This window comes from Paractinoplanes rishiriensis (assembly GCF_016862375.1).
GTDB classification, from domain to species: domain Bacteria; phylum Actinomycetota; class Actinomycetes; order Mycobacteriales; family Micromonosporaceae; genus Actinoplanes; species Actinoplanes rishiriensis.
Genome location: NZ_BOMV01000059.1, coordinates 255,982 through 271,960 on the forward strand (window position 1 = coordinate 255,982; position 15,979 = coordinate 271,960).

Here is a 15,979-nt window from a genome sequence, read left to right on the forward strand (position 1 = left end):
CCTAACAGCCGCAGCTCACCAGCCGGGCCGGCACCTTGTCGACCGCCGCCTTGCCGGTGACCGCGTTCGGCGACCCCTTCGCCATCACCGCGAAGACCAGCAACCGGCCGTCCTCGGTGATCAGCTGCCCGGCCATCGTGTTGACCCCGCTCAGCGTGCCGGTCTTGGCCCGCACCACCCCTTGTCCGACCTGGTTGGGCTTGGGCGATTTGAAGCGCTTCTCCATGGTCCCCGACCAGCCTGCCACCGGCAGCCCGCCGAAGATCCCGCTGAGCGCCGGCTGCTCGCCCGACGCGGCCAGCCCGAGCAGTCGGGTGAGCAGTTCCGGACTGATCGCGTTGTTCCGGGACAGCCCGCTGGCGTCGGACAGGTCGAGGTCGGCGGTGCCCAGCCCGAGGTCCTTGAGCTGCCCGACGATCGCGTCGGTGGTCCCGCCGAACGTCGCCGGCCGCTTCCGGGCCAGCGCCACCTGCCGCCCGAGCAACTCGGCCACGGTGTTGTCGCTCTCCTCGAGCATCCAGTCGCTGAGCTGCACCATCGGCGGCGACTGCACGACACCCAGCTCGGTCGCGGCGGCCGGCGCCTTCCCGCGGCGCACGGTCGACTGCGGCGCACTCAGCAACTTCGCGAAGGCCTTGCCCGCCGCGATCGCCGGATCGCCCGACCGCGGGTCCCCGCCGAACTCGTTGTGGATCGGCTTGACCCGCCCACCGTTGGTCATCAGCGCCTGGATCCGCGACACCTGCCCGAACGAGATGTCATCCGGCGACCACCCTTTGGCCGTCTCCGGCCCGCTGAACAGCGAGGTGTCCACCAGCACCCGGGTCGGTTCGGTGCCACCGAGCGACTTCTTGACCTGCGCCGCCAGCTGGTCGAGCCGGGCCGCCCCCGGGAACAGCGCCTTCCCGTTCACCGACAGCGTCGGATCACCGCCACCGACCAGCACCACCTCACCCGGCACGCTGCCCGCCACCACCCGGGTGCTGATCCGATGGGCCGGCCCACGCGCGGACAGCACGGCCGCCGCGGTCAGCAGCTTGGTGGTCGACGCCGGCGTGGTCGGCACGTCCGCGTTCCGCGCGTAGAGCACGTCGCCCGAGGCCACATCGACCACCGAGACGTGCACCGTGCTGCCGATCGACGACGATTTCACCAGCGGATCGAGCGCCGCCTTGACCTTGGCCGAGCTGGGTGCCACCCCACCCGCCGAGGCCGCCACCAGTACCGGAGTCGGCACCGGCTCGACCGTCGGAGGCACCACCGTCGGCTCCGGACTGCCTTCCGCGCCCAGCCACTCCCGCACCGGCCCCGGCCGGATCAGCCCCACCACCGCAATACCAACGATCAGAACAAGAACAGAAGCCAAAACCCATATGGTACGAGTCGGCCGACCGGCCTCCTGGAGCTCGAGACGGCCGCCGTCGTTGGTCCCGCCCCCTGCACCAGCTGCGGGCTGTCCTGCATGGTCACCCTCCCCACGCGGCTCCGCCGCGCCCACCCCGTCCCCGCCGTGATCAACCGCTGCACCAGGCACCTGAGCAGCGCCAGACACCGCAGCCCGCCCCGGCACCTGGACGCCACCGACGGCAGGGCCGTCCGCAGCCGGCCGGACCGTGTTAAGCGGCACCGAGGCCCGCCCATAGGTTCCGCCCGGCGCATCCCCCGGAGCGGTCGCCCAGGCACCCTGCGCACGCTCCGCCGATTTTCCGCCCGCCGTGTTGCTCAAGCCCGGCCGTTGCGGCACCGCCGGCCCAGCAGCCGCCAGCCCAGCAGCCGCCGGCCCAGCAGCCGCCCGTCCCGATGTAGCCCGCCCCGATGCCGCCCGTCCCGACGTTGCTCGCCCGGCAGCGCCGCGCCGATCAGCCGGCAACGGCGCGCGGCCGGCTTCCTCCGGGGTCGGCAGCCTCGGGTGGTCGTCCGGCAGCGGGCGGCCGTCGGCGGTGTCGCGGGGTTGCATTTGTTGATCTTCTGCCCATTCCGCGCCGCCGCGCTGGTCTTGCGGGGAAGTCTCCGCCGATCGATCCGGCTGTTCGCCATTCTGCGTTTCGGGCCGCGGGGTGGCGGCAGACGTGCTGTCCGATTGCGCGCGTGGTGCTGGCGGATCAGTCCACGGTGATCCCCGGTGAGTGGCAGAGTCCGGCGAAGGAACCCTTGCCCGGCCCGCGGATGCGTTACCGTTGCCGGGGAGATGACGGGGCTCGGGCACACCGTCGTAAACGGGCCCGTTGTGTGAACCTTGCCTCCCCACGCGCCCCTCCTCGTCCTCCGCGACGGACTTAGGGGAGACTAGCGACATCCGGCACATCGTTGCGCGCGGATCCTGTGGGCATGATTTCGCCTCGGTTCCCCGCCCGTCGTGACCGGCAATTTAGCGGGCGAGTCAAGGGAGCAAACGATGGATTTCGACGTTCTGGTTGAGATCCCCAAGGGCCAGCGGAACAAGTACGAGGTCGACCACAAGACGGGCCGCATCCGGCTGGACCGGACCCTCTTCACCGCCACGCAGTACCCGGCGGACTACGGCTTCATCGAGGGCACCCTCGGTCAGGACGGCGACCCGCTGGATGCCCTGGTCCTGATCCAGGAGCCGACCTTCCCGGGCTGCCTGGTGCGGGCGCGGGCGATCGGCATGTACCGGATGACCGACGAGAAGGGCCGCGACGACAAGGTCCTCTGCGTGCCCTACGAGGACCCGCGCCAGGAGCACCTGCGCGACATCCACCACCTCGGCGAGTTCGACCGGATGGAGATCCAGCACTTCTTCACCGTCTACAAGGACCTGGAGCCGGGCAAGTCGGTCGAGGGCGCCACCTGGGTCGGCCGGGTCGAGGCCGAGGACGAGATCCGCGCCTCGTTCAAGCGCGCGACGGTTTCCGACCACGACGAACACTGATCCACACCGCCGCCGTCCCGCACTCCCGAATATCCCCGCCTTTTCATGGGTGGCCGCAGATGCGGCCGCCCATGTGGCTTTATGGAGCAATTATTTGGTCCGTACGGATGAATGGGTGTTACCCCAAAGTGGAATCGGCGCTTACCTGATGTTGCCGACCGCGGCGTAGAGGCCGACCACCGCACACGCCACCGGAATAACCGACACCACCACGAGCGTGTCGAGCAGGTCGGCGGCGCGACCCAGATACGGCGACGGCGGCTTGCGCGAATAGGTGGCACCGGCGACCACCGTGATGATGGCCAGCACCAGGACCGCCGCGGTGACCACCAGCAGCAGCGTGGCATCGGCCCGGGTGAGCAGGTCGGCGCCGAGCGCGAAGGTCCCGGTCAGGCCGCCCACCACCAGCGGCACCCGCTGGCGCAGCGTGACGAAGAGCCGGGACCGCAGCAGCAGGGCCGCGGCCGAGACGGCCATCAGCAGCCGGGCGGACAGTGAGCCCGAGGTGGCCAGCACCAGGAAAGCTCCGGCGGCCAGCACCGCGTGCCCGAGCAGCATGCCGGCGAGCAGTTCCTCGGTGCGGGTCACGGCGGCGAAGATGGTGGCGCGGTCGGGGCGTTCCCGGGCCGCGTCCAGGGCGCTGGCCACGCTCACGCCGGTGAACCCGGCCGAGGCGTCGACCCCGGTGGGCAGCGTGACCGGCGGCGTGGGCATCTTGCCGAACCGGATCGCCAGCAGCGGCAGCGCGCCGATCCCGCAGACCAGGATCGACAGCAGCACCGCGGCGGCACCGGCGGCCGTGGTGAGCCAGCTGGTCAGGGCCGTGACCGCACCGAGCAGGCCGACCACCGACCCGGCCGTGAACAGCCGCAGCGAACCGGCCACACCGACCCCGCCGAGTGCGGCCACCAGCAGCAGCGCGACCGAACCGGCCAGCAGCTCGGAACCGCCGAGCCAGGGCAGCGGGGACAGCACGCCGACCCGGTCGTTGGTGGCGACCAGCACCGCGCCGCCGGCGAACGCGTACGGCATCGCGTAGGCACCCAGGGCCGCACCGGCGCGCGAATCACCGTACGCCCGCGACGCGGTGACGCCGGCCAGCGCGAGCACCACGGCGACGCCGAGCCCCACGAACGCCGATCCGGTCCAGGCCGGACCGGCCAGCAGCACCGCGATGAGTCCGAGTAGCAGCAGCACCCCGGCGGCGGCCAGCGTGGCGGTCCGGGTCGACGCCGGTGTCCAGGCGCTGCCCCGGCGCCGGGCGCCCTCGGCGATGGCCTCGACCACGTCGTCGTACTCGAGTTCGGGCCACTCGTTGCGCGCCGGCACGAGGTGGAGCACTTCGCCGTCGCGTACGCCCTGGGGGAAAAGACCTTGAGTCGTGGTGAGCGCGACCCCGTCGGTGCGCCGCAGCACCCACCCGCCATGTTTCTCGCCGTCGTCGGCGAGACCCTCACCGGCGTGCCGCAGCACCTCGGGCAGCAGTTCGGCGAGCGGAACGTGCTCGGGCAGCGCGACGTCGATGCGCCGGGTCGGCGCGCTGATCGTGACCCGGGCTAGACCGACGCTCATGACTCTCTTCCCATCGAGGTAAAAGCCTCTATCGATTCAAGGGCGGTGGGCGGGGTGGTTGGATGGGGGCGCGGAACGGAGGGGACTTTACCTACCATGGGCGCGTCGCGATGTCCGGTTACCGGCGCGCGCACGGGGGGTGACCACACACCCTTGTGGACGAAGGGGACAAATCTCGCATGAGCACGGTGGTGATCAAACGGTCCGCCCGCCGGCCCGCACCGGAGATTCCGACCGGTGAGATCGCCGTCGAGCCGCCGCCGGAGATCCCGCAGAACACGGGCGGACGCTGGCAGCAGGCGATGATGGCGTTGCCGATGCTGGGCGGCTCGGTGGCCATGGCCATGATGATGGGCCAGGGCCGCAGCGGGCCGTACGCCTATGTGATCGGTGGCCTGTTCGGCGTCTCCTCGATCGCCATGCTCGCCACGAGTTTCGGCTCCAACGGCTCGCCCAAGAAGGCCGAGATGATGGCCGCCCGCCGGGAATATCTGCGGCACCTGGCCGGTCTGCGCCGCCGGGTCCGGGAGACCGCCGGCAAGCAGCGGGTCGGCCTGCTCTACCGGCACCCCGACCCGGGCCAGCTCTGGTCCACCGCGAGCAGCCACCGGGTCTGGGAGCGGCGGCCGTCCGACCCCGACTTCGGCGTGGTGCGGCTCGCGGTCGGTCCGCAGACCCTGGCCACCCCGCTGGTCCCGCCGGTGACCCGGCCGCTCGACGAGCTCGAGCCGATGACCGCGGGTGCGCTGCGCCGCTTCCTGGACGCGTACTCGGTCGTCCCCGATCTGCCGGTGGCGGCGTCGCTGCGCGGCTTCGCGCGGGTCTTCCTGCGCGGCACCGGCGCGACCGGCGAGGCCGACGCCCGCGCGCTGACCCGCGCCGTGGTCTGCCAGCTGGCCACCTTCCACGCGCCGGACGACCTGATCGTGGCGATCTGTGCCGGCCCCGAGCGACGGGCCGACTGGGAGTGGGTCAAGTGGCTCCCGCACAACCTGCACCCGTCCCGGACCGACGCGCTGGGTCACGTCCGGCTGGTCGCCAGCACCGGCCCGGACCTGGAAAAACTCCTCGAGGACGTGATCGGCAACCGGCCCCGGTTCAACCCGGCGGGGATCAGCAGCGGGTCGCCGCACGTGGTGATCGTGCTGGACGGCATCAACCTGCAGGGCGCCACCCAGCTCGACGACGGCATCGACGGGGTCACCGTGCTCGACCTCGACGAGCAGCCGCCGCGCCTGCTGGACCGGTCGCTGCTGGTGCTCGAGGTGGCCAACGCGGCCGGCCGGCGCGCGCTGAACACGTACGCGATGGACCACGAGGCCGAGGTCGGCGTGCCCGACCAGCTCAGCGTGCCGCAGGCCGAGGCGGTGGCCCGCCGGCTGTCGCCGCTGCGCCTGGCCGCCATGTCCAAGTCGTCGGACACCCCGCTGGCCACCGAGATGGGCCTGCCCGAGCTGCTCGGCATCGGCGACCCGGAGACGTTCAGCGTGCAGCAGAGCTGGGCGCCCCGGCCCAACCGCGACAAGCTGCGCGTCCCGATCGGCGTGGGCGTCGACGGCAGCCCGATCGAGCTCGACTTCAAGGAGTCCGCTCAGGACGGTATGGGCCCGCACGGGCTGCTCATCGGCGCGACCGGTTCCGGTAAGTCGGAAGCCCTGCGCACCATGGTGATGGCGCTCGCCACCACGCATTCGTCGGAAACGCTCAACTTCGTCCTGATCGACTTCAAGGGTGGCGCGACGTTCTCGTCGCTCGACCGGCTGCCGCACACCGCGGCCGTGATCACCAACCTGGCCGACGAGCTGGTGCTGGTCGACCGGATGGTGGACGCGATCGACGGCGAGCTGATCCGGCGGCAGGAGCTGCTGCGCAAGGCGGGCAACTACGCGAGCCTGCGCGACTACGAAAAGGCCCGGGCCGGCGGCGCCGCGTTGCCGCCGCTGCCGTCGCTGCTGGTGATCTGTGACGAGTTCTCCGAGCTGCTCACCGCGAAGCCCGACTTCATCGACCTGTTCGTCCAGATCGGACGGCTGGGCCGGTCGCTCGGCGTGCACCTGCTGCTGGCCAGCCAGCGCCTGGAGGAGGGCCGGCTGCGCGGGCTCGACACCCACCTGTCCTACCGGGTCGGCCTGCGGACCTTCTCGGCGCTCGAGTCACGGGCCGTGCTGGGCGTTCCGGACGCCTACGAGCTGCCGCGCGCACCCGGTCACGGCTACCTCAAGTTCGGCACCGAGCCGCTCCTGCGCTTCAAGGCCGCGTACGTGTCCGGCCCGATGCGCAAGGCCGGCGCCCGCACCGCGGCCGGCGGCACCGGAGCCGTGCCGCAGGTCCTCGAATACTCCACCCGGTACGTCCCGGCGCCAAAACCGGTCAAGCCGGTCGAACCGAAGCCCGAGGAGACTGCCGCCGGCGAGAGCGTGCTCGACGTGATGGTCGACCGGCTCAACGGCCAGGGCCCGCCGGCCCACCAGGTGTGGCTGCCGCCGCTCAACCAGTCGCCGGCACTCGACGAGCTGCTCGGCCCGGTGGTCGCCGACGCGAACCGCGGCCTGGCGTTCGCCAACCCCGAGCTGCACGGCGCGCTCCAGGTGCCGATCGCGATGGTCGACAAGCCGCGCGAGCAGCTGCGCGACGTGATGTGGCTGCAGCTGGCCGGCGCCGGCGGACACGTGGCGGTGGTCGGCGCGACGCTGTCCGGCAAGTCCACCGCGCTGCGGTCGATGATCTGCGGGCTGGCGCTCACCCACACGCCGGCCGAGGTGCAGGTCTACTGCCTCGACTTCGGTGGTGGCTCGCTGGCCACGGTCAAGGATCTGCCGCACGTCGGCGGCGTCTCGGGCCGGCTCGACACGGTGGGTGTCCGGCGTACGGTCGGCGAGATCTCGACCCTGCTCAGCGAGCGCGAGGCGCGGTTCGCGGCGAGCGGCATCGAGTCGATGGCGTCCTACCGGCGGCGCCGGGCCACCGCGGCCGGGCTGCCCGGCGGCGCCGCCGACGGCGACCCGTTCGGCGACGTGTTCCTGGTGGTGGACGGCTGGGCCACGCTCCGCAAGGAATACGAGGAACTCGAGCCGGTGATCACCGACATCGCCACCCGGGGTCTCTCCTACGGCATCCACGTGGTGGCCGCGTCGACGCGCTGGATGGACTTCCGGCCGGCCATCCGCGACCTGTTCGGTTCGCGGCTGGAGCTGCGGCTGGGCGACCCGAGCGACTCGACGGTCAACCGCCGGGCCGCGCTCACCGTGCCGGAGAAGCCGGGCCGCGGCATCCTCGAACACCCCACGGACAAGAACAAGTTCCTGCACCTGCTCGTGGTGCGGCCCGAGTTGAGCACAATGGCCGACACCAACGCACTGGTCAAGGCCGTCGCCACCAACTGGCACGGCCCGCTCGCGCCGCGCGTGCGCCTGTTGCCGTCCTCGGTCCCGTACACGGAAATGGATTTGGACCGCAGCTCGGGCCTGCGCCTGCCGATCGGCATCTCCGAATCCGACCTGCAGCAGGTCGAGATCGACTTCGCCACCGACCCGCACTTCCTGCTGTTCGGCGACGCCGAGTGCGGCAAGTCGTCGTTCCTCCGCGCGCTGGCCACCTCGGTGATCCGCCGGTTCTCGCCGGAGGAGGCCCGGATCATCCTGGTCGACTACCGGCGCAGCCTGATGGACCTGCCGGAGTCGGAACACCGGATCGGGTACGGCATCCAGGCGGCGAAGACGCTCGAGCTGATGCAGTCGGTGGCCGGTTACATGGAACGCCGGCTGCCCGGCCCCGACGTGACCGCCCAGCAGTTGCGCGAACGTTCCTGGTGGACCGGCCCGGAACTCTTCGTCCTGGTCGACGACTACGACCTGGTGGTGGCCGGCCCGACCAATCCGCTCACGCCGCTGCTCGAATACCTGCCGCAGGCCCGCGACGTCGGCCTGCACCTGGTGCTGACCCGGCGGGCCGGCGGCGCGAGCCGGGCGCTGTTCGAGCCGGTGATCCAGCGGCTGCGCGAGCTGTCGGCGCCCGGCATGGTGATGTCCGGCCCGTCCGACGAGGGTGCGCTCATCGGCGCGGTCCGGCCCACGCTGATGCCGCCGGGCCGTGGTCGCCTGCTCACCAGGCGTGAGGGAGTGCGCCTGGTTCAGCTGGGACACCTCCAGCCGTACGCGTAACTCTCCGGATTCGGCAGACTACGCGTGCGATATCCATTGACCGACCCCACCAACTTGACGCGGTTTCGGAGTAATCTGCATCGACCGTCCAGGATCGGATTGGGTGCGACCCGTGAGTGCTGCGAGCGTGAGTTCCCGGCCCGGCAGGCCGCCTTTGACCATGCCCGGCGGCGGTGTGCCTTGCTGAGCCCGGTGCGGCTCGTGGCCGCCGCGCTAGCCGGTTTCGTGGCCGTCGGCGTCCCCGCGGCGTCGGCCGTTGCCACCCCCTTCGCCGAACCGCCGAGCCCACTCACCGGCGACCAGTTCCGCCAGGACGAGTGGCAGTTGACGGCGCTGAACATCGCCGAGGCGTGGACCTATTCGACCGGCGCCGGCATCACGGTCGCGGTCATCGACTCCGGCGTCGACGCCACCCACCCCGACCTGGTGGGCCAGGTGCTCCCCGGCCGCGATCTGGTCGACCCCAAGGGCAACGGCGACAGCGATCAGGTGGGCCACGGCACGTCGGTCTCGGCGATCATCGCGGGCCGGGGCGACGACCAGGTGGGCGTCATAGGCATTGCACCAAAAGCAAAAATTCTCCCGGTACGCGTCCTGGACGCCGAAAACCGCTACGACGACGCGATCGTGGTGGCGAAGGGAGTCCGCTGGGCCGTCGACCACGGCGCCCGCGTCATCAACCTCTCCCTGGGCGGCAACGGCACCAGCGCCGCACTGGCCGCCGCGCTCGACTACGCGTTCGCGAAAGACGTGGTGGTTGTCGCCTGCACCGGCAACACCAGCGCCTCCTCCGACACCGAGGTCTGGTACCCGGCCCGCGAACCGGGCGTGCTGGCCGTGGCCGGCATGGAACGCGACGGCGAACGCCTGTGGTCCGGCTCGATCACCGGCAAGGAAACGGTGATCACCGCCCCCGCCACCCAGCTGGTCGGCGCCCGAGCCGGCGGCGGATACTGGCGAGTGCAGGGCACCAGCTTCGCGGCCCCCATGGTCGCCGGCACCGCCGCCCTGATCCGCTCCCGCTGGCCCACGATGCCCGCCGGCGAGGTGATCAACCGCATCATCAAGACCGCAAAAGACCGGGGCCCAGCCGGCCGCGACGCCACCTTCGGCTTCGGCGTGCTCGACCCCACCGCGGCCCTGACCGCCGAAGTCCCCGCCGTCTTCGACAACCCGCTGGACACGTCCCCGTCCCCCGGCATAGCCCGCTTCGGCAGCGCCCCCGCCCCCGGCCAGGCCCAGTCGGCCCCCGAGGAGTCCGGCAGCGCCCCCGCCCCCCGCGACACCACCAACGACTCAGGCCAGGCGGCCGCACCCCCGCCGTCCACCCCCGAGCCGTCCCACCGCGCCCGCTGGCTGGCCGGCGCCCTGTTCCTGATCTCCACGCTGGCCGCGCTGCTGACAGTCCGCCGCTTCGCCCACACGACCTGACCGCGCCGTCCCGCCAAAGTGGACGACCATCCCACCGAGTGGCTCCTACGCGAGCAAAAGCCTCAGACGCGCCCATAAGCCCGCGACCCGGTAGACCTTCGAAGGTTTCGTGTTCGGCCGGGAGTCTTCTTCGTGGTGCAGTGGAGCCGCCGGTGCCCGCCGCGACGGCCACCTGCAGAAGCAGCCTCCCGGCGGGTGCCAGCCCGAGCCGGCCGATCACGGGCTGGGCCGCTCGAGGGGCGGGCTGACCAGCAAGACCCACCTAGCCTGCGAACAGGGCCGGAAATCCCTCGCGGTGGTGATCACCGCAGGGCAACGTTCCCGGCGGGTTGCCGTCATTGCGGGACGGACGGGCCGGACGCGCTGCGAGCCGATGCGGGCCGCCGGGTTCAGGCGCAGTCGCCGGTGGGGGCGCCTCGGGTGCGGCGGACTCCTTCGCGGGCTACCGGGGCCGCCTCGTTCGCGGTCAGGGCGAAGCCCGTGTTTTTGTCGTCGGCGGCGGCCGCGAAGATCACGCCCAGGACCTGGCCGTTCGGGGCCACCAGGGGGCCGCCCGAGTTGCCGCTGCGGACCAGGGAGCGAATCGTGTAGATCTCGCGGGTCACGTCGCCGGAGTCGTAGATGTCGGGGCCGGTGATGCGGCCGACGTCGCGGACCCGGGCGGACTGGGCGTTGTACGGGCCGTCCTGGGGGTAGCCGAGCACGATCGCGCTCGCACCGGTCTGGGCCTGCTTGGCCACGAACGGCATGACCGGGACGCGCATGCCGGGCACGTACAGCACCGCGAGGTCGCGGTCGGGGTCGTAGACGACGACGGTGGCCTCCAGCCGGCCGCCGTCGACCTCGACCACCACGTCGCGGGTGCCGGCCACCACGTGGGCGTTGGTCATCACGCGCTCGTTCGCGTACACGAAACCGGAACCCTCGATGCGCCGCGAGCAACTCGGCGCGGTGCCCAGCACCTTGATGACCGAGCGTTTCGACTTTTGCACCACTTGTGAGTTTTTCAGCGCGGGATCCGGCGCCGCCACCTGTTTGGCCTCGGTGGGGGCCAGGCCGCCGAAGACGTCCGGGAAGCCGCTCGTGTCGAGGGTGTCGCGCAGCGCGCCGGAGAGTGCCTGGGCCTGGTCGGGCAGCAGGTTGTTGATGCCGTTGAGGATGGCGCTGCGGCGGACCTCGCGGTTGAGGCCGGGGAACTGGGTGGAACCCAGCGGCACCGCGATCAGCGACGCCACCAGCAGCACCGCGATCAGCGAGATGAGGGCGCCGCCGGCGTCGTCGGCGCGCTGGAGCGGCTTGCTGGCGATCTGCCGCCGCAGGTGGGTGCCCAGCCAGCCGGCCAGGGTCTGGCCGAGCACGGCCAGCGCGAAGATCACCCCGAGAGACACGATGAGGCGGGCCGTCGGGTCCTGGAACCGGTCCGCAATGAGCGGACCGACCTGGAGGCCGATGAGCACGCCGCTGAAGAAGCCGCCGAAGGACAGGGCTCCGATCACGAAACCCTGGCGGTAACCGCTGATCGCAAAGACCAGCGCAAGCAGGATCAGTACGCCATCGACCACGGACACTCATCCAGCGTAGACGCGGCAGGCCAGTCCGTGATCATGGCAAAACCTCATCAGGTGCCCCGCCTCGGGCCGCCGGCACCGGCGTAACGGCTTCCGGCAGTTCCACCAGACGGCCAGGTTGCCAGGGCCGGGTCCAGCCACCCATGTCCAGCAATGTCGAGATCACCCCTGCCGTGAAGCCCCAGACGAGCAGTCCCCGGACCTGAAACGCCGGCCCGATCCAACCGCTGCGATGCCGTACGCGGATACGGTTATCCGGGTCGACGAGTTCACTTATCGGCAGCCGAGTCACATGTGCGACTTCCTCCGGCTGCCGCGGGCTCACCGGGTGCGGGCGCCGCCACCACGCCAGCACCGGCGTCACCACGAACGAGCTCACCGGGATGTAGAGATCGGGCAGCAGGGCCAGAACCTCGGCGCTCTCCGGGTCGAGCCCGACCTCCTCCTGCGCCTCGCGCAGCGCGGTCGCCACCGCGTCGGCGTCCTCCGGGTCGGTGCCGCCGCCCGGGAAGGCCGGCTGCCCGGCGTGGTTGCGCATGGTCGCCGCCCGCTGGAGCACCAGCAGGTCGGGACCGCCCGGGGTGTTCGCCGCCGGGTCGCTCTCGCCGAGCAGCACCAGGACCGCGCTGGGCCGGCCACCACCGGCCGGCGGGCGGAGCGTCGTGAAGTCTTCGGTGCGGCAGTTGCCGGCCCGGGTCAGCAGCGGCTCGAACCAGGACGGCAACCCCTCGGGCCGCGACAGCACCCGCCCGTGACTCACAGCGTCACCTGCACGCCGGTGTGGCTGCGCACGAGTTCGGCAAGTTTCGGCGCGTCGAGCGGCAGCCGGTGCACGAGGCTGCGCCCGGACGAGTCGACAACGACGGTCAGCGGCATCGCGGTGCCGCCCAGCGCGTCGCTCAGCCTGCGGTCCGGGTCGAACAGCGTGGGCATGCTGACACCGACCGCCTCGGCGAAGGAGGCACCCGCCTCGCGCGCGTCGAACGTGTTGACCCCCAGCACGGTGATCCGGTCACCGGCCACGTCGGCGAGACGCTGCATCACCGGTAGTTCCCGCCGGCACGGCTCGCAGTACGAACCCCAGAGGTTGATCACCGCCGGGCCGCGCAACGCACGCAGCGACACCTCAGCCCCGCCGGTGAAGCAGGCCAGCCGCAAATCGGGCAAATCATTGTCGGAAGTGGGAGAGGCAGAGGGCTGCAATGCCGCGCAATCGGCGAACGGTGACGGGGTGGCGGGGGCCTGGGCCGACGCGGTGCATCCCGTCATGGCGGCCAGCAGCAGAAGGGCAAGCGGCCCAGCGTGTCGCCGCAGGGCCGGGCCATGGGAGGTAGGCGCGGCCGGGCACGAGAATCGCGCGGGTGCTGCCGACCTGGAGACGGGTGGCGCGGGCCGATCCGTTGGCGAGGCCGCCGGACTCACGGAGCCTCCGGCGTCGTCACCGCGGCGACCGGCACCAGGTCGGGGTCGACGCCGGCGGCGGCCGCGAGATCTCGGGCGCGCGGGCCCTTGAGCAGCTTGGCCGCGGCCGGCGCCTCGGTCGGGCCGGCGCCGTAGGACGGGCACATCGCGGCCAGGGTGCAGGCGCCGCAGGCCGGTTTGCGGGCGTGGCAGACCCGGCGGCCGTGGAAGATCACCCGGTGCGACAGCATGGTCCAGTCGCGCTTTTCGATCAGGTCGGCGACCAGGAACTCGATCTTTACCGGGTCTTCCTCCTGCACCCAGCCGAAGCGGTTGGTCAGGCGGCGGAAGTGGGTGTCGACCGTGATGCCGGGGACGCCGAACGCGTTGCCGAGGATCACGTTGGCCGTCTTGCGGCCGATGCCGGGCAGGGCCACCAGGTCGGGCAGCTTGGCCGGGAGCACGCCGTCGTGCTTGTCGACCAGGGTCTGGCCCAGTTTGATCAGCGAGTCGGTCTTGGCTCGAAAGAAGCCGGTGGGCCGCAGCAACTCCTCCATCTCGGTGCGGTCGGCGGCGGCGTAGTCGGCCGCGGACACGTACCGCTTGAAGAGGGTGGGTGTCACCTGATTGACCCGGACGTCGGTGGTCTGCGCCGACAGGATGGTAGCGACCGCCAGCTCGAGCGGCGTGGTGAAGTCGAGCTCGCAGTGCGCGTCGGGATGGGTCTCGGCCAGCACCTTGGCCATCTTGCGGGCGCGACGCTTGCGCCCGATCGGCGTCTCCCCCGCGAACCGCTTGACCGAACGCCCCACCAGATTCACCGCTAAAGAGTACGTCGGGGGTACGACAGGATCTGTCACGCCGGAGGGGCGATGGACCCGTCGTCGCCGATCGTTACCCCACTGTCGCCGAAATCGTCCTCGCTCAGCTGGGCGACGAGTTTGCGCCCGCGATTGTTCGCGTCGCGGGTGGGCAGGCCGATCGAGCTCATCGCGGTCGACCGGATCTCGCCCCCGGTGAAGGTGCCGTCCGCGGTCAGCGTGACCCGCAGGACGCCGCCGTATTTGAGCACCCCCGCGCCGGACAGCGTCTTACCGCCTCCGGCGAAATTCCCGAGGCTGTACGCGATCAGCCTGCCTTTGTAGAACTCCATGCCCCGGAGCACATGCGGACCGTGCCCGACCACCAGATCGGCCCCCGCGTCGATCACCGCGCGGCTGAACTTCACCGGGTCGCCGCGATTTTCTCCGAAGAAGAGCTCGGTGCCCGGCTTCACGTGCTGCTTGTTGGAGCCCTCGGCACCCATGTGCACCTGCACCACGACCAGGTCGGCCTGACCCTTGGCGTCCTCGACCGCGGCCTTGGACGCCGCGATGTCGGTCAGGTTGTTGGCGCCCGCGTACGACGAAAAACCGATCACCGCGACCTTGACGCCCTTGATCTCCACCACGGTGACCTCGCCGGCGTTGCCGGTGTATTTGATGCCGGCGTCGTCGAGCGCCGCCCGGGTGTTGCGCGCGCCCGCCGTCCCGAAGTCGCGGGTGTGGTTGTTGGCCAGGTTCATCAGTTGGAACCCGGCGTCCTTGAGGTGTTTCGCGTACGACGTCGGCGACCGGAACGCGAAGCAGTTCGGCGACGGCGGCGAGCCACATTTCGAGGTGCCGGTGTCGGCAGTGAGCGGCTGTTCGAGGTTGCCCATCACCAGATCCGCCGCGAGGTCCTCGCGTACGTCGTCGAAGAAACCGTCACCGTCCCGCGGCGGCAGCCGGCCCGGCGCGTTGGCCATCATGATGTCGCCAGTGGCCGACATGGTGATGCTGCGCACCTCTTCCTTGGCCACCGGCTCGGTGGCGGGCGGCTCGGTGGTCGCCGGACCGGCCGCTGCAGGCTGGTGCCAACTTGACTTGTTGGCGGAGTCCCGGCCAGCAAAAGCGACACTTCCGACACCGGCCCCGATCACGATTGCCAGAACAATCGTGACAGTGAGGACGGGACGTCCGAAAAGCCCCTGGCCACGGGATGGAGGGTGGGCATTCATCGACAGCGACGATACCGTCAGAAAGCAACGCGGGTGACCCGTACGAATGGCTTGGGGTGACTCATCCGGAGTCCCGACGACCACCGCCCGTCATGGTCGGATTGGTTACCCTGCGGTATCTGGATCAAGGGGTGCCTGGCCGATTCCCGCCCGCGTGCGCCTAGACTGATCGAGCGCAGGCGTTGCGCGTGTTCGGAGGTGCGGCGATGGATGAGGTACTGGCGCGCAGCGGGATCTTCCAGGGCGTTGACCCGGAAGCCGCCGAGGCGCTCGCCAAGGAGATGGACACGGTCGAGGTCCGCAAGGGCGACGTCCTGTTCAACGAGGGCGAGGCCGGTGACAGCCTGTACATCGTGTTGTCCGGGAAGATCAAGCTGGGCCGCCGCGCCGCGGACGGCCGGCAGAACCTCGTTTCGATCATGGGCCCGTCCGACATGGTCGGCGAGCTCTCCCTGTTCGACCCCGGTCCGCGCACGGCCACCGCGACCGCGGTGACCGACGCCCGGCTGGCCCGTCTGAAGAAGACGTCCCTGCGCCCCTGGCTCAACAACCGTCCCGAGATCGCCGAGCAGCTGCTGCGGGTGCTCGCCCGCCGCCTGCGTCGCACCAACGACGCGCTGGCCGACCTGATCTTCACGGACGTGCCCGGCCGGGTCGCCAAAAACCTGCTCCAGATGGCCGGCCGGTTCGGCACCCGGGACGGCGGTGTGTTGCGCGTCACGCACGACCTCACCCAGGAGGAGCTGGCCCAGCTGGTCGGCGCCTCCCGCGAGACAGTCAACAAGGCCCTGGCCGACTTCGCCTCGCGCGCCTGGCTGCGCCTGGACGGCAAGAGCGTGATCATCCTCGACCCGGAGCGTCTGGCGCGCCGGGCTCGCGTCTGACCTATTTCAGGGCGTTTGCGGGGATCACCCCG

Annotated in this window: 11 protein-coding genes and 1 pseudogene; 5 read left to right on the forward strand and 7 right to left on the reverse strand. The window is 71.0% G+C overall.

Features of this window, described 5'->3' with window-relative positions; translation table 11 throughout:
* Position 1: 1 nt before the first annotated feature.
* Positions 2-1,366, reverse strand: coding sequence for a D-alanyl-D-alanine carboxypeptidase/D-alanyl-D-alanine endopeptidase (gene dacB, locus Ari01nite_RS27575; RefSeq protein ID WP_239163070.1), 1,365 nt, complete (start codon positions 1,364-1,366; stop codon positions 2-4).
* A gap of 1,029 nt (positions 1,367-2,395) precedes the next feature.
* Here dacB and Ari01nite_RS27580 point away from each other — a divergent pair.
* Complete coding sequence (locus Ari01nite_RS27580; protein ID WP_203785074.1) at positions 2,396-2,893, forward strand: inorganic diphosphatase; 498 nt, start codon at positions 2,396-2,398, stop codon at positions 2,891-2,893.
* A 141-nt stretch (positions 2,894-3,034) separates the two neighbouring features.
* Here the strand turns inward: Ari01nite_RS27580 and eccD are convergent, their stop codons facing one another.
* Complete coding sequence (gene eccD, locus Ari01nite_RS27585) at positions 3,035-4,465, reverse strand: type VII secretion integral membrane protein EccD (protein ID WP_203785075.1); 1,431 nt, start codon at positions 4,463-4,465, stop codon at positions 3,035-3,037.
* A 179-nt stretch (positions 4,466-4,644) separates the two neighbouring features.
* Between eccD and eccCa the strand changes: the two genes are divergently transcribed.
* The 3 genes and pseudogenes from eccCa to Ari01nite_RS51700 all read left to right on the forward strand — a co-directional run.
* Positions 4,645-8,625 (forward strand): type VII secretion protein EccCa, encoded by a 3,981-nt coding sequence (gene eccCa / locus Ari01nite_RS27590; protein ID WP_203785076.1) that lies wholly within the window; start codon positions 4,645-4,647, stop codon positions 8,623-8,625.
* Between the two features lie 201 nt (positions 8,626-8,826).
* Positions 8,827-10,056 carry a type VII secretion-associated serine protease mycosin gene (gene mycP, locus Ari01nite_RS27595; protein WP_307837788.1) on the forward strand — a complete coding sequence of 410 codons (1,230 nt, stop codon included), beginning with the start codon at positions 8,827-8,829 and terminating at the stop codon, positions 10,054-10,056.
* A 145-nt stretch (positions 10,057-10,201) separates the two neighbouring features.
* Positions 10,202-10,429, forward strand: a pseudogene (locus Ari01nite_RS51700) (IS5 family transposase); the annotation flags it as partial.
* 16 nt (positions 10,430-10,445) lie between these two features.
* On the opposite strand, the gene Ari01nite_RS27600 reads toward Ari01nite_RS51700, so the two are convergent.
* From Ari01nite_RS27600 to Ari01nite_RS27620, 5 genes are all read right to left on the reverse strand, one after another.
* Positions 10,446-11,624 carry a MarP family serine protease gene (locus tag Ari01nite_RS27600; protein WP_203785078.1) on the reverse strand — a complete coding sequence of 393 codons (1,179 nt, stop codon included), beginning with the start codon at positions 11,622-11,624 and terminating at the stop codon, positions 10,446-10,448.
* 34 nt (positions 11,625-11,658) lie between these two features.
* Positions 11,659-12,366: an NUDIX hydrolase gene (locus Ari01nite_RS27605; RefSeq protein ID WP_203785129.1), complete on the reverse strand. Its 708-nt coding sequence runs from the start codon at positions 12,364-12,366 to the stop codon at positions 11,659-11,661.
* A gap of 14 nt (positions 12,367-12,380) precedes the next feature.
* Positions 12,381-12,791, reverse strand: a complete 411-nt coding sequence (locus Ari01nite_RS27610; RefSeq protein WP_438872232.1) for a TlpA family protein disulfide reductase — start codon at positions 12,789-12,791, stop codon at positions 12,381-12,383.
* Positions 12,792-13,042: 251 nt separating this feature from the next.
* The gene (gene nth / locus Ari01nite_RS27615; RefSeq protein WP_275410880.1) at positions 13,043-13,840 is read right to left on the reverse strand and encodes an endonuclease III; all 798 of its coding nucleotides are present in this window, start codon (positions 13,838-13,840) and stop codon (positions 13,043-13,045) included.
* Positions 13,841-13,881: 41 nt separating this feature from the next.
* On the reverse strand, positions 13,882-15,063 hold the full coding sequence (locus Ari01nite_RS27620; RefSeq protein WP_203785080.1) for a CapA family protein: 1,182 nt from the start codon (positions 15,061-15,063) through the stop codon (positions 13,882-13,884).
* Positions 15,064-15,269: 206 nt separating this feature from the next.
* Here Ari01nite_RS27620 and Ari01nite_RS27625 point away from each other — a divergent pair, with 206 nt between their 5' ends.
* On the forward strand, positions 15,270-15,947 hold the full coding sequence (locus Ari01nite_RS27625) for a Crp/Fnr family transcriptional regulator (protein ID WP_020515203.1): 678 nt from the start codon (positions 15,270-15,272) through the stop codon (positions 15,945-15,947).
* Positions 15,948-15,979 lie beyond the last annotated feature (32 nt).

What these genes read in the sequence shown, in the direction of transcription:
- Ari01nite_RS27580 (WP_203785074.1), top strand. Translation starts at nt 2,396, where the DNA reads ATGGATTTCGACGTTCTGGTTGAGATCCCCAAGGGCCAGCGGAACAAG.
- eccD (WP_203785075.1), bottom strand. Translation starts at nt 4,465, where the DNA reads ATGAGCGTCGGTCTAGCCCGGGTCACGATCAGCGCGCCGACCCGGCGC.
- eccCa (WP_203785076.1), top strand. Translation starts at nt 4,645, where the DNA reads ATGAGCACGGTGGTGATCAAACGGTCCGCCCGCCGGCCCGCACCGGAG.
- Ari01nite_RS27620 (WP_203785080.1), bottom strand. Translation starts at nt 15,063, where the DNA reads ATGAATGCCCACCCTCCATCCCGTGGCCAGGGGCTTTTCGGACGTCCC.
- Ari01nite_RS27625 (WP_020515203.1), top strand. Translation starts at nt 15,270, where the DNA reads ATGGATGAGGTACTGGCGCGCAGCGGGATCTTCCAGGGCGTTGACCCG.